Source organism: Rhizobacter sp., assembly GCF_031412075.1.
In the GTDB taxonomy this organism is placed as follows: domain Bacteria; phylum Pseudomonadota; class Gammaproteobacteria; order Burkholderiales; family Burkholderiaceae_C; genus Rhizobacter.
The window spans coordinates 1-13,079 of the sequence record NZ_JANOCG010000576.1; the positions used below are offsets into that span (position 1 = coordinate 1).

The 13,079-nt window shown below is 70.0% G+C and carries 11 protein-coding genes and 1 pseudogene; 10 read left to right on the forward strand and 2 right to left on the reverse strand.

Annotation, left to right across the window (positions count from 1 at the left end; genetic code table 11):
• The 7 genes from RMO40_RS21305 to RMO40_RS21335 all read left to right on the forward strand — a co-directional run.
• The coding region (locus RMO40_RS21305) for a magnesium chelatase subunit D (protein ID WP_309725593.1) at window positions 1-1,765 on the forward strand (1,765 nt) is incomplete at its 5' end.
• Window positions 1,762-2,658, forward strand: coding sequence for an alpha/beta fold hydrolase BchO (gene bchO, locus RMO40_RS21310; RefSeq protein WP_309725596.1), 897 nt, complete (start codon window positions 1,762-1,764; stop codon window positions 2,656-2,658). The genes RMO40_RS21305 and bchO, both read left to right, overlap by 4 nt.
• Window positions 2,659-2,700: 42 nt before the next feature.
• Entirely contained in the window at window positions 2,701-4,263 is a 1,563-nt protein-coding gene (locus RMO40_RS21315; RefSeq protein ID WP_309725598.1) for a phytoene desaturase family protein, read from the forward strand.
• Window positions 4,241-5,335, forward strand: a complete 1,095-nt coding sequence (locus RMO40_RS21320; protein ID WP_309725600.1) for a squalene/phytoene synthase family protein — start codon at window positions 4,241-4,243, stop codon at window positions 5,333-5,335. Before RMO40_RS21315 ends, RMO40_RS21320 begins: the two co-directional genes overlap by 23 nt.
• A 135-nt stretch (window positions 5,336-5,470) precedes the next feature.
• Window positions 5,471-6,376 (forward strand): alpha/beta fold hydrolase, encoded by a 906-nt coding sequence (locus tag RMO40_RS21325; protein WP_309725614.1) that lies wholly within the window; start codon window positions 5,471-5,473, stop codon window positions 6,374-6,376.
• Between the two features lie 28 nt (window positions 6,377-6,404).
• Window positions 6,405-7,439 (forward strand): NAD(P)H-binding protein, encoded by a 1,035-nt coding sequence (locus tag RMO40_RS21330; protein ID WP_309725602.1) that lies wholly within the window; start codon window positions 6,405-6,407, stop codon window positions 7,437-7,439.
• A 108-nt stretch (window positions 7,440-7,547) separates the two neighbouring features.
• Entirely contained in the window at window positions 7,548-8,147 is a 600-nt protein-coding gene (locus RMO40_RS21335; protein ID WP_309725604.1) for a GAF domain-containing protein, read from the forward strand.
• Window positions 8,148-8,156: 9 nt separating this feature from the next.
• Here the strand turns inward: RMO40_RS21335 and RMO40_RS21340 are convergent, their stop codons facing one another.
• Together RMO40_RS21340 and crtD are read right to left on the reverse strand one after the other, a co-directional pair.
• Window positions 8,157-9,026 carry a carotenoid 1,2-hydratase gene (locus RMO40_RS21340; RefSeq protein ID WP_489660216.1) on the reverse strand — a complete coding sequence of 290 codons (870 nt, stop codon included), beginning with the start codon at window positions 9,024-9,026 and terminating at the stop codon, window positions 8,157-8,159.
• Complete coding sequence (gene crtD / locus RMO40_RS21345) at window positions 9,023-10,582, reverse strand: 1-hydroxycarotenoid 3,4-desaturase CrtD (protein WP_309725608.1); 1,560 nt, start codon at window positions 10,580-10,582, stop codon at window positions 9,023-9,025. Before crtD ends, RMO40_RS21340 begins: the two co-directional genes overlap by 4 nt.
• 126 nt (window positions 10,583-10,708) lie before the next feature.
• On the opposite strand from crtD, the gene RMO40_RS21350 reads away from it, so the two are divergent.
• The 3 genes and pseudogenes from RMO40_RS21350 to RMO40_RS21360 all read left to right on the forward strand — a co-directional run.
• The gene (locus RMO40_RS21350; protein ID WP_309725610.1) at window positions 10,709-11,590 is read left to right on the forward strand and encodes a polyprenyl synthetase family protein; all 882 of its coding nucleotides are present in this window, start codon (window positions 10,709-10,711) and stop codon (window positions 11,588-11,590) included.
• A gap of 17 nt (window positions 11,591-11,607) precedes the next feature.
• Window positions 11,608-12,783 carry a methyltransferase gene (locus tag RMO40_RS21355; protein WP_309725612.1) on the forward strand — a complete coding sequence of 392 codons (1,176 nt, stop codon included), beginning with the start codon at window positions 11,608-11,610 and terminating at the stop codon, window positions 12,781-12,783.
• Between the two features lie 105 nt (window positions 12,784-12,888).
• Window positions 12,889-13,079 (forward strand): annotated as a pseudogene (locus RMO40_RS21360) (chlorophyll synthesis pathway protein BchC); the annotation flags it as partial.

Below are 13,079 nucleotides of genomic sequence, written 5' to 3' on the forward strand. Positions count from 1 at the left end.
CCTGGTCGCTGCGCTGTTTGCAGTCGACCCGCTCGGGCTCGGTGGCGTGGTGTTGCGCAGCGGCGCCGGCCTGGCGCGCGATCGCTGGCTCGCGCGGCTTGCCGAGCTGTTGCCGGCCCACACACCCTGGCGGCGCGTGCCGCTGCACATCAACGACGACCGCCTGCTTGGCGGGCTCGATCTGTCGGCCACCTTGCAGGCCGGCCGCCCGGTGGCGCAGCGTGGGCTGCTGGCCGAGGCCGATGGCGGCGTCGTGCTGCTCGCCATGGCCGAGCGACTGAGCGCCTCGACGGCTGCGCACATCGCCACCGTCATCGACACGCAGGAGCTGGTGGCCGAGCGCCACGGCATCGGTGCGCGCAGCGCGAGCCGCATCGGCGTGGTCGCGCTCGACGAGGGGCTCGACGATGACGAGCAGGTGCCGGCGCGTCTGCGCGAGCGGCTGGCTTTTCACCTCACGCTCTCGGGTGGGGTGAGTGACGAGGCGAGCGACGCGCCGTTCACACGCGACAACGTGGCTGCGGCGCGCGCGCGCTTCGCGCAGGTGCGCACGGCCGACGAGATCGTTGAAGGCTTGTGCGCCACCTCGATCGCACTCGGCATCGCCTCGGTGCGCGCGCCGATGCTGGCTTGCCGCGCTGCGCGCGCCGCTGCGGCGCTCGATGGCCGCGACGAGGTGACCACGCAAGACGCTGCCCTGGCATCCGGCCTGGTGCTCGCTCCGCGTGCGACCCGGCTGCCGGCGGCGAGCGAATCATCCGCCGACGAGCCCGCCCCCGAGCAGCCCGAGCCCGACGAATCGGCGCAGCAGCCCGCGCCGACCGACACCGAGGCGAACCCGCCCGAGGCCGATGTGGCCGAGGCCGGCCAGGGCGAGCTCAACGAGGTGGTGCTTGAAGCCGCCTTGGCCGCGCTTCCGCCCGGCCTGCTGGCCGCGCTGGCGCTGGGCGACGCCAAGACGCGGCGCTCGCCCGCTGCCGGGCGCGTCGGCGCAGCGCGGCTGGGCCCATCGCGCGGCCGGCCGGTCGGCGTGCGCCGTGGCGAGCCGCACGGTGGCGCGCGCCTGAATGTCATCGAGACGCTGCGGGCGGCAGCCCCGTGGCAGGCGCTGCGCCGTCGCGAGGCCGGGGCAGCGGGGCAGGCCCTCAGCACGCGCATCCAGGTGCTGCGTGAAGACTTTCGTGTCTGGCGCTTCAAGCAGCGCAGCGAAACCACGACGGTATTTGTCGTCGACGCCTCGGGTTCGGCCGCGCTGCAACGCCTGGCCGAGACCAAGGGTGCGGTCGAGCTGCTGTTGGCCGACTGTTATGTGCGTCGCGATAGCGTGGCGGTGATTGCGTTTCGCGGCACCCGGGCCGAGCTGCTGCTGCCGCCGACCCGTTCGCTGGTGCGTGCCAAGCGCAGCCTGGCCGGCCTGCCCGGTGGTGGTGGCACGCCGCTGGCGGCCGGCATCGCCTCGGCCCACACGCTGGCCGAGACCGTGGCGCGGCGTGGCGCCACGCCGGTGATCGTGTTGCTCACCGATGGCCGCGCCAACATCGCGCGCGACGGCACACCCGGGCGGGCACGCGCCAACGACGACGCGCTGGCCGCCGCACGGCAGTTGCGCCTCGACGGCTTTTCATCGCTCTTGCTTGACACCTCGCCGCAGCCGCAGGAGACCGCTCGTTTGCTCGCGCAGGCGATGGGCGCGCGCTACCTGCCGCTGCCCCACGCGGGCGCGGCCACCCTGTCGCAGGCGGTGCGGGCGGCGTCGATCCAATGAGTGCAGCCCTGAGTTGGGATCGTGAAGGCCGCCGGTGGCCGCACCGCGATGCGAGCCGCTTCGTGCCAGCCGGTGGCCTGCGCTGGCATGTGCAGCAAATGGGATCTGGTCCGGTCGCCCTGCTGATCCACGGCACCGGTGCGTCGGTGCACTCCTGGCGTGGCCTGATGCCGCTGCTGGCAAGGCACTACACGGTGGTTGCGATGGACCTGCCCGGCCACGCGTTCACCGGCACACCGCCGATCGCGCAGCTTTCCCTGCCTGGCATGGCGCGCGCCATCGCGGCGCTGGTGAAGGCGCTGGGATGCGAGGTGGAACTGGTTGTCGGCCACTCGGCGGGCGCGGCCATCGGCGCGCGCCTGGTGCTCGACGGCGCGTTGCAGCCGCTGGCGCTGGTCGCGATCAATGGCGCGTTTCTGCCGCTCGCGGGGCTGCCTGGCCTGCTGTTCCCGCCGGTGGCCCGGCTGATGGCGGCCACACCGTTTGCGCCGCAGCTGTTTGCCAGCCGCAGCTGGGACCGCGTGGCCATCGAGAAGCTGATCGCGGGCACCGGCTCCGCGCTCGATGAAGAGGGCATAGCCTTGTACGGCACGCTGGTGCGCAATGCGCAGCACGCTGCCGGTGCGCTGGGCATGATGTCGCGATGGGATTTGCGGCCGTTGGCACGTGACCTGGCCCAGCTGCTGACGCCGCTGGAAATGATCGTCGGCGCCAACGACCGCGCCGTGCCGCCACGCGATGCGCGGCGGGTGCAGGCGCTGATCCCGGCGGAGTGCGCTCGCTCGCTGGAGCTGGTGCAATGCACCGGCCACCTGGTGCACGAGGAGCGGCCGGCCGAGGTGGCGCGCCTCACCCTCGAGGCGCTGCGCATCGATCAGGGAATGCCTGTGTAAGTTCGGGTTGTCAGTTTACTCTGACACTCTTAGTATTGCGACATGTTGACACCCTCCGCTCAAGCCAGGCCGCACGCTGTTGTGATCGGCAGTGGCTTTGGGGGCCTGGCAGCGGCAGTGCGCCTGGGTGCGCGCGGCTACCGCGTCACCGTGCTCGAGAAGCTCGACGCGCCAGGCGGCCGCGCTTATGTGCACCGCCAGGACGGCTTCACCTTCGACGCCGGCCCGACGGTCATCACCGCGCCCTTCATGTTCGAAGAGCTGTGGGCGCTGTGCGGGCGACGCATGTCCGATGACATCGACCTGCGCCCGGTCGCGCCCTACTACCGCATTCGTTTCGACAACGGCGAGTGTTTCGACTACAGCGGCGACGCCGCGGCCATGCGAGCCGAGGTGGCGCGTTTCTCTCCTGACGACGTCGCGGGCTACGAGCGTTTTCTGAAGGCGAGCGAGGCGATCTTCAAGGTCGGCTTCGAGCAGCTCGGCCACGTGCCCTTCGATTCATGGGCCGACATGGCACGTGTGCTGCCCGACCTGCTCAAGCTCGAGGGCTACCGCACCGTCTACTCGCTGGCTTGCAAGCACGTGAAAGACGAGCGGCTGCGCGTGGTGCTCACCTTCCAGTCGCTGCTGGTGGGCGGCAACCCGTTTTCGACCACTTCGGTCTATTGCCTGATCGCCTTCCTCGAGCGGCGCTGGGGGGTGCACTTTCCGATGGGCGGCACCGGCAGTCTGGTCAAGGGCCTGGTGGGCCTGATCGAAGGGCAGGGCGGTGCCGTGCGCTGCAACCGGGGTGTGGCGCAGATCACCGTCAAGAACGGCGGGAAACACGCCAGAGCGAATGGCGTGCTGCTGGAAAGCGGCGAAAAGATCGAGGCCGACGTGGTGGTGTCGAACGCCGACTCGGCCTGGACCTATCGCCACCTCGTCGCACCCGAGCACCGCAAGCGCTGGACCGACCGGCGCATCGAGCGTGCGCGTTATTCGATGAGCCTTTTTGTCTGGTACTTCGGCACCAAACGCCAATACCCCGACGTGGCCCACCACACCATTGCGCTGGGGCCGCGCTACCGCGAGTTGCTGACCGACATCTTCGACCGCAAGCACCTGGCCGACGACTTCAGCCTCTACCTGCACCGCCCGACGGCGACCGACCCGTCGCTCGCGCCACCCGGCTGCGACGCCTTCTATGTGCTGTCGCCGGTGCCACACCTGCAGAGCGGCACCGATTGGGCGACGCAAGCCGAGCCCTACCGCCGTGCCATCGAGCAGCGGCTGCAGGCAACGCTGCTGCCGGGTCTCGCCGATGAGATCGTCAGCTCGCGCCTGCTCACCCCGCAAGACTTTCAAGACCGGCTCTCGTCGTTTCGTGGTGCCGCGTTTTCGCTCGAACCGGTGCTGACACAAAGCGCCTGGTTCCGCCCGCACAACCGCAGCGAAGAGCTCGCGGGCCTGTACCTGGTGGGCGCCGGCACGCACCCCGGTGCGGGCCTGCCCGGTGTGCTCTCTTCAGCCCGTGTACTCGACTCGGTGGTTCCTCATGCAGACACGATCCAGACCTCTCGCGCAGCCACTCCCCACGATGTTCGGGTGGCGCCCGCCTGAATCGCAGACCGCGAGCACGCGGGCCGACCTCGCAGCCTGCCGCGCTGCGCTGCGCCACGGCTCCAAGACGTTTCTGGCCGCCTCGCTTCTGCTGCCGCGCGGTGTGCACGAGCCGGCGTCGGCGCTGTATGCGTTTTGCCGCCTGGCCGATGACGCGGTCGACGCGCAAGGCGATTGCGTCAAGAGCAGCCGCAGCGCCGTCGAGCGCCTGCGCGAGCGCCTGCGCCTGGCCTACGCCGGCACGCCGCAAGACGAACCGACCGACCGGGCGCTGGCGGTGGTGGTCGAGCGCCACCACATCCCGGCCGAGCTGTTCGATGCCTTGCTCGAAGGCTTCGAGTGGGACCTGCAAGGCCGCCGCTACGACACGCTCGCCGACCTGCACGACTACGCCGCGCGTGTGGCCGGCACCGTCGGCGCGATGATGGCCTTGTTGATGGGCGTGCGAACGCCCGACGGCCTGGCGCGTGCCTGCGAGCTGGGCGTGGCGATGCAGCTCTCCAACATCGCGCGCGACGTGGGCGAAGACGCGCGCATGGGGCGGCTTTACCTGCCGCGCGAATGGATGGCCGAGGCCGGCCTCGACGCCGACGCGTGGCTGGCGCAACCGGCCTTCAGCCCGGCGCTGGCCAGCGTGGTCAGGCGCTTGCTCGATGCGGCCGACGTGTTGTACGAGCGTGTCGGCGATGGCGTGGCGAAGTTGCCGCTGGCGTGCCGACCCGGCATCAACGCGGCGCGCTTTATGTACGCCGCGATCGGCCACGAGGTGGCACGGCGCGGGCTTGATTCGGTGAGCGCCCGCGCCCATGTGGCGCGCTCGCGCAAGGCCTGGCTGCTGCTGCGCTCGGTGGCGCAGCTGGTGCCGTCTGCCTCGGCGCGGCCTGCGCCGCCGCTAGCGGCCACACGCTTGCTGGTCGACGCCGCGCTGGCCGCATCACCGCGTGTCGATTCGCCGCCACGCCGCAGCATCGCCGAGCGCCTGGTGTGGACGGCCGAGCTGTTCGCGCGCCTGGAGCAGCGCGAGCGGCAGGCCGCCTCAGCGCGGGTGAGCCGCTCGGACCTCGCGACATGAGCTCGGGCTGGCTCGTCGCGCTCGAACTCGCGCTGGTGATCGGCGTGGTGCTCGGGCTTGCGGTGTGGGACCTGTGGAAGCTGCGCCGCGACCGCACGCGGCCGCCCGAATGACCGGCACTCGCGCTTGAAGCCCGTGCTGCTGGGCGCTGCGTTGCTGGCCATTGCGCTGCTCGCCTGGTGGCTCTGGACGCCGGACAAGGAGCGCAGCCTGCTCGATGCGCGCTACCTGGCCGCACCGAGCGACATGGTGCAACTGGGCGCCTGGCGGTTGCACGTACGCGACACCGGCGCGAAGGACGCCTCGGCCGTGGTCCTGATCCACGGCTTCGGTTCGAGCCTGCACACCTGGGAGCCCTGGGCGCAGGGGCTGAGCGCCACCCACCGGGTGATCCGCTTCGACCTGCCCGGCAGCGGCTTGAGCCCGCCCGATCCGGCCGGTGACTACACCGACACCCGCACGGCCGAGCTGATGATCGTGCTGATGGATCGCCTGGGCCTGCAACGCGCGAGCCTGGTTGGTCATTCGATCGGAGGCCGCATGGCCTGGGCCTTCGCTGCGCAGCATCCGCAGCGTGTCGACAAGCTGGTGCTGGTGTCGCCCGACGGCTTCGCAAGCCCCGGCTTTGCCTACGGAAAGCCGCCCGATGTGCCGGCCGCTTTGAAGCTGATGCGCCAGGTGCTGCCCAAGCCGGTGCTGCGCACGAACCTGTTGCCGGCCTACGCCGACCCGAGCGCGCTGACCGACGAGCTGCTCACCCGGTACCACGATCTGATGCTCGGCCCCGGCAACCGAGACGCGCTGCTTGCACGGCTGCAACAGACCGTGCTGGCCGATCCGGTGCCGCTGCTGAACCGCATTCGCGCGCCCACGCTGCTGATCTGGGGCGAACGCGACGCCATGATTCCCTTTGCGAACTCGGCCGACTATCTCAAGGCCATTCCCGGCAGCCGCCTGCTTGCGCTGCCTTCGGTGGGTCACCTGCCGCAGGAAGAGGCTGCAAGCGCGTCGCTCGTGCCGCTGAGCGCGTTTCTTCGCTAGCCGGACGCGAGGCTCAAGTGCCATGATCATGAGCCGACTCGATCCGATGCGCGCCGAAGGCGTGCGCTCATCCCAGCCGCGGCGCGTGTTCGTGCTCGGTGCCACCGGCACCATCGGCCGCGCGACCGTGCGGGCACTCGTGCAGCGTGGCCACGAAGTGGTGTGCTTCGTGCGCCCACGGGCGGGCGTGGGCGGCACGCTGGCGCCGCAAGACAGCGTGCGGCTCTTTGCCGGCGCCACCACGCGCTTCGGCGAGGTGAGCGACCCTGCATCGCTGTCGCGCGACGGATTCTGTGGCGAGCGCTTCGACGCGCTGGTGTCGTGCCTGGCCTCGCGCACCGGCGCACTCCGCGATGCCTGGGCCATCGACCACCAGGCGCACGTGCATGCGCTCGAGGCGGCCAGCCATGTCGGTGTGTCGCAGGTCGTCTTGCTGTCGGCGATCTGCGTGCAAAAACCGCTGCTCGGTTTTCAGCAGGCCAAGCTGGCTTTCGAGAAAGTGCTGGTCGACTCTGGCCTCGCTTACTCCATCGTTCGCCCGACGGCGTTTTTCAAGTCGCTCTCGGGGCAGGTGGAGCGGGTGAAACGCGGCCGGCCGTTCCTGGTGTTCGGCGACGGCCAGCTCACGGCCTGCAAGCCCATCAGCGACGACGACCTGGCCGACTACCTGGCGGGCTGTCTCGACGATCCGACCCGACGCAACCGGGTGTTGCCGATCGGCGGGCCAGGCCCGGCCATCACGCCGCGCCAACAGGGTGAACACCTGTTTGCGCTGCTGGGTCGGCCGGCGCGATTCAAACAGGTGCCGGTGGCGATGCTCGATGCGATCGTCGGCGTGCTGGGCGCCGCCGGCCGTGTGCTGCCCGCACTCGTGGCCAAGGCCGAGCTCGCGCGCATCGGCCGCTACTACGCCACCGAGTCGATGCTGGTGCTGGACCCGGTGTCGGGCCGCTATGACGCGGCGGCCACACCTTCGACGGGCAGCGACACGCTGTTCGATTTCTACGCACGTCTGCTGGCGGGCCGCAGTGTGGCCGAGCGTGGCGACCACGCCGTTTTCTGACCGGGGCCTGTCGCTCGACACTTTGTCACGAACTGGCCAGGGTGGGTGCATCCGAAGCGCGTGTCGCGCCGTATAACCGCGCGTGCCCACAGATTTCGCTCCTGCACCATGAATGTTTTTCGCCAATTTGAAATGGACGATGTCAGCGTCGTCATCTCCGAGCTCCTGATCGCGACCGCTGATTCGAGCGACGCCTTGCTCGACGGCTCGGTCAATGAAGTTTTGCGCATGCTGCGCGAGCGCATGAGCCTCGATGTGGTGTTCGTCTCCGAGTTCGTCGACGGTCAACGCGTATTCCGCTTCGTCGACCGCTCCAACTCGGCACCCGCCTTGCATGCCGGCGACTCCAACCCGCTGGAGGAAACCTATTGCCAGCGCGTGGTTGACGGCCGGCTGCCCGAGCTGATCCAGGACGTGGCGGCCTTGCCGCGCGGCACCGACCTGCCGCCTTTGCCGTTCTCAATCGGAGCCCACCTCAGCACGCCGGTGGTGTTGAAGGGGGGGCGCGCCTATGGCACGCTGTGCTGCTTCAGCTCAGCGCCCAATCCGCAGCTGCGCGAGAGAGACCTGCAAACCCTGCGCCACTGCGCGCAGCTGGTGGCCCGCAAGCTCGACCTGGCAGACGCGCAAGGCATCAAGGAGCCGCCGCCGGGCTGGGCTCTCGAGCCGATGAAAGCCTACGAGTCCAAGGTCTGGATGCTGCCCTGACACGTTGACTCAGCCAGCCACACGCGGCATGCGAAACGGAAGCATTGCCTGCACCCAGGCGCTGTCGAAGCGCTTGAGCGACAGGCTCTCGTGTACCGCGGTCACACGCTCGCCCAGCCAGTGCGCATCGACCAGCGAGCGGGCGTAGAACGGCGCGTCGGTCAGGGTCTGCAACACCTGAGGTGAGCTGCCCGCGTCGCTGCGAGCGCCACGCGCCACACGCCACAGCGAGCGGGGCAGCGCGGCCGCGGGGGGTGGCTCGACGGTGTGCACACCACCATCGGGGTCAAAGCGAAGGCCGAGCTGCAGCGGTGGGGCGCCGACGCGGTCGACGTCATAGAAGACCGCGCTGCGCCCGTCGGCCAGCCGCGCACGCGACCAGTCCCAGCGTTGAAACGCCTGCTCGAGGGGCGCGTCGCCCTGGTTGGAGTCGAGGTAGCCCGGCCCGGCCCATCGCCGCCCGCCGAGATCCACCTCGACGCGCGCAGCCGGGGCGATCGGGCACCAGCGGTGCTGCGGCGCGAGTTGAACCGGGTGATGGAAACGGCGCGGCGCATGCACGGTGACCGTGCCGCGGATGCGCGACGGCCAGGGCGCCGCGACCTCGTTGACCTCGATGTGCAAACGGTCGCCCACCCAGCGCAGCACGCTCGGGCCGATCTGCAGCGTGGCCGCATCGCGTTGCACCTGGTCGCGCCCGCGCTCGGTCATGGCCCAGCGCGCGCCCTGGCGGCCATACAGCGCCACGTTGAGCGCACAGTGGTTCAGCGGGTCGGCCTGGCCCTGCGGTGTGTGGCGTCGCGCCCACGCGTAGTAGGGCGAGAAGACGCTGCCGATGAAGGCGATGAGGGTGAGGCCATGCGCACCGTCGTCGCTCAGCGCGTCGAGGTACCACCAGGCGTAGCCACCGGCTGCGACGGGGGTGTCGAAGGCCGGTTGGACGTGCGCGCCGAGGCCCGATCCGCGATCACGCTCGCGGCCGCTTGCCGGCCCGACAGCGCCGCCATCGGCACCCCTGGCCCGGGGTGCACCGAGCCGCCCGCCAGATACAGGCCCGGCAGGCGACTGCGCGAGCCAGGCCGGCTGAACGACGCCATCCACCCGTGCGGTGCCCGGCCGTACAGCGCGCCGCCCGTCGCCGGGAACAGCTGCTCGAAGCCTTGCGGCGTCGTCATCTGCGTGAGGGCGGAGTGGCGATCCACCTGCAGCCCGCAGCGAGCCATCTGCTGGAAGGTCTGTGATTCGCATGGGCTCAACTCCTCGGGGGTGAAGGGGTGCGTGTCGCCACGGGCGGGGGCGTTGACGATCAACAGCAGGCGCTCGGCGGCGGTCACGGCCACATCGTCATCGCTGCGGTCTTGCGCGCAGACGTAGACGGTGGGCGACGCGGGCAGGCGCCCGCGACCGATGTGATTGAACTCGGCGGCGTAGTCGTTCGAGAAAAACACCGTGTGGCGCGACAACGGGAAACCGCGCGTCGGCGCCAGCAGGTTCCAGGTGACGGCCGACAGCGAACGCTGTGCTGCTGGCACCGGCGCGGCGGCCGGTCGTGCCGCGTCGCCCAGCAAACCGGCGCCGAGCGCGGCCACGTCGCCGTTGAAGACGACCGCCTCGGCGGCCAGCTCTTCGCCATCGGCCAGGCGCACACCGCAGGCGCGCCCGTTGTGCATCAACACCTGGCTCACTGGCGCGTTGAAGCGCAGCGTGGCGCCACGATCGCGCGCCAGCGCGGCCAGCGCCTGCGCCACGCGGTGCATGCCGCCATCGACCAGCCACACGCCGTCTTGTTCGACATGCGCGACCAGCATCAGCGTGGCCGGTGCGAGGTAAGGCGATGCGCCGCAATAGGTGGCGTAGCGGCCGAACAGCTGGCGCAGCCGAGGGTCGGCGAAGTGCCGGCCGAGCTCTGGCCATAAGGTGGCGAACGGTGAGATGCGCATCAGCGCGGGCAGGCCACGCAGGCCGGCGCGCTGCACGAGCGAGAGCGGGTTGGGCCGGCTGCTGCGCAGAAAGGGTTGCTCCAGCGCGCGGTAAATGCTGCGTGCGCGCTCGCAGAACGCGAGGTAGCCGCGGCTTGCCTGCGGGCCGGCGAAGGCGCCGATGGCGTCGGCCGAGCGCGCCACGTCGGCATGCAGGTCCAGCCGCTCGTGCTCGCTCCACGCGTGGCGTGCCAGCACGCTGACGGGTTTGAGATTCAGGTGGTCGGCCAGCCGCGCACCGACGGCGTCGAACAACTCCTCGAACACCCAGCGCAGGGTGAACACCGTCGGCCCTGCGACCATCGAAACGCCACCGACCGACAGCTCGCGCATCTTGCCGCCGGGCTGCGCCGCGCGTTCGAGCAGCAGCACCTCCACGCCGCTTGCGGCCAACTCCAGCGCCGTCACCAGCCCGCCGATGCCCGCGCCAATGACGATCACGCGCCGTGAGGCCACGGGGGCGACTGCGGGTGGATGTCAGGTTGACGTGTCAGATTCATGTGTCTATGCTACGTGACACTCGGTGGTGACATCGAAGCGTTACACCTCCCTCAGCTGCGACGCCGGCAACGGCGGAATCCCATGAAACCCATGACACGCATCGAACAGGCCCTGGCCACCGCCATTGCAACCGGCGAGTCGTCAGACTGCCCACCCAAGTTGGCCGGGGCCGTCCGGCATGCGGTGTTTCCCGGCGGGGCGCGCATTCGCCCGCAGCTGTGTCTTGCCGTGGCGCAGGCCTGCGGCGACGACGACCCGCTGCTGTCGGAAGCCGCGGCCTCGGCCATCGAGCTGCTGCACTGCGCCTCGCTCGTGCATGACGACCTGCCGTGTTTCGACGATTCGCCGATGCGCCGTGGCCGTGCGTCGGTGCACTACGCTTACGGTGAGAGCCTGGCGGTGCTGGCCGGCGACGCGCTCATCGTGCTGGCGTTCCAGACGCTGGCGGCCAACGCCTCACGCTCGCCGCAACGCCTGGCGCCATTGATCGCCACCGTCACGGCCGGCGTCGGCATGCCATTCGGCATCGTCGCGGGTCAGGCGTGGGAATGTGAGGCGCGTGTGTCATTGGCTGACTACCAGCGTGCCAAGACCGGCGCTCTGTTTGCGGCCGCCACCATGGCCGGCGCACTGGCGGCCGGTGCCGAAGCGGCGCCGTGGCGTGCACTCGGCGAGTGGCTGGGCGAGGCCTACCAGGCCGCCGACGACATTCGCGACGTGGCCGGCGACCCGCGCGTGATGGGCAAGCCCATCGGCCGTGACCTCGCCCTGTTGCGGCCCAGTGCGGCCCGCGCGCTCGGGCTCGACGGTGCCATCGAACACTTCGACCGCCTCGTGGGTTGCGCCATCGCGGCGGTGCCCGAGTGCAAGGGTGCCGAGCCTCTGCGCGCGCTGGTGCGGCAGGAGGCCGAGCGCCTGGTGCCCTTGTCGATGTCTGAAGACCTGGTGCGGGCCATCGCGTAGTCGGCATCGGGCCCCCCATGAGCAGCACCACCGGCGAGTTCACGATGACCCGGTGGGGCAGCTGGGTCGACCGCTGGCTCTCATGGCGCGACCGTCTGCTCGCGAGCCCCGTGTTCCAGCGCCGCGCCGCCGCGTTTGTGTTGACGCGCCCGGTCGCACGCCGCCATGCGCGCGAACTCTTTGATCTGGTCGCAGGCTTCGTCTACTCACAGGTGCTGCTGGCCTGCGTGCAACTGCGCGTGTTCGATCTGTTGGCCGAAGGGCCGCAAACACTCGAGCGCCTGGCGGGCCGCCTCGCGCTGCCGGTCGATGCGGCGCGGCGTCTGCTCGATGCAGCGGTGTCGCTGCGATTGCTCGAGCACCGCAGTGAAGGGCGCTACGGCCTGGGTGAACTTGGCGCGCCGATGGTCGGTAACGTGGCGGTCGCCGCGATGGTGCAGCACCACGCCGCGCTGTATGCCGACCTGGCGGACCCGGTGGCGCTTCTGCGCGCTTCCCAACAGGAGCGCAGCCACAACGCACTCGCTCGTTATTGGGCTTATGACGAAGCCGGCGCGACAGGTCCGGCCAGCGAACGCGTGGCCACCTATTCGGCCTTGATGGCCGCGTCGCAGCCCTTGGTGGCCGACGAGATCCTGGATGCGCATGCGCTGCATCACCACCGTTGCCTGCTCGACGTGGGCGGCGGTGACGGCCGCTTTCTCGTGGCCGCGGCGCGGCGCGCGCCATCGCTGCAAGTGATGCTGGTCGACCTGCCGGCGGTTGCCGAGCAAGCGCGGGCGCGGTTCCAGGGTGCGGGCATTGCACCGCGCGCGAGCGCCTTCGGTGTCGACTTTCTCACCGAGCCCTTGCCGCGTGGCGCCGACATCGCCTCGCTGGTGCGTGTGCTGCACGACCACGACGACACAAGCGCCATGACGATCCTGCGCGCGGTTCATGCGGCGTTGCCCGCTGGCGGCACGCTGCTGCTGGCCGAGCCGATGGCCGGCACCCCCGGTGCTGAAGCGATGGGCGACGCCTACTTCGGCTTCTACCTGCTCGCGATGGGGCGCGGCCGACCGCGCAGCGCGGCCGAGCTGCGCGCCATGTTGAAGGCCGCCGGTTTCGAGACCGTGCGCGCCGTGCCGACGCACCTGCCGCTGCAGACCCAGCTGCTCGTTGCGCGACGGGCCCGTGAAAACCCTGTGCACTAAAACGTAAATCTAGATTGACACAATAAACAGTAAGCATAGGATGACACTTGAGATGAATCAAACACCTGACACCTCCCCGGCCGCGACGGCCACAAGGCCTTGCCCATGAACGCCCTGGCCGTCGTGCTGCAGCAACCTGAGCAACTTGAATTGCGCCGGCTCGACCTGAGTCCGATGACCGAAGACGACGTTGCCGTCGACATCGAATGGAGCGGCATCAGCACCGGCACCGAGCGCCTGTTGTGGACAGGTCGTATGCCGGCCTTCCCGGGCATGGGCTACCCCTTGGTGCCGGG

Excerpts from the sequence above, each read along its gene's own strand:
- bchO (WP_309725596.1), top strand. The coding sequence starts at position 1,762 with ATGAGTGCAGCCCTGAGTTGGGATCGTGAAGGCCGCCGGTGGCCGCAC.
- RMO40_RS21315 (WP_309725598.1), top strand. The coding sequence starts at position 2,701 with ATGTTGACACCCTCCGCTCAAGCCAGGCCGCACGCTGTTGTGATCGGC.
- RMO40_RS21320 (WP_309725600.1), top strand. The coding sequence starts at position 4,241 with ATGTTCGGGTGGCGCCCGCCTGAATCGCAGACCGCGAGCACGCGGGCC.
- RMO40_RS21330 (WP_309725602.1), top strand. The coding sequence starts at position 6,405 with ATGAGCCGACTCGATCCGATGCGCGCCGAAGGCGTGCGCTCATCCCAG.
- RMO40_RS21335 (WP_309725604.1), top strand. The coding sequence starts at position 7,548 with ATGAATGTTTTTCGCCAATTTGAAATGGACGATGTCAGCGTCGTCATC.
- RMO40_RS21350 (WP_309725610.1), top strand. The coding sequence starts at position 10,709 with ATGAAACCCATGACACGCATCGAACAGGCCCTGGCCACCGCCATTGCA.
- RMO40_RS21355 (WP_309725612.1), top strand. The coding sequence starts at position 11,608 with ATGAGCAGCACCACCGGCGAGTTCACGATGACCCGGTGGGGCAGCTGG.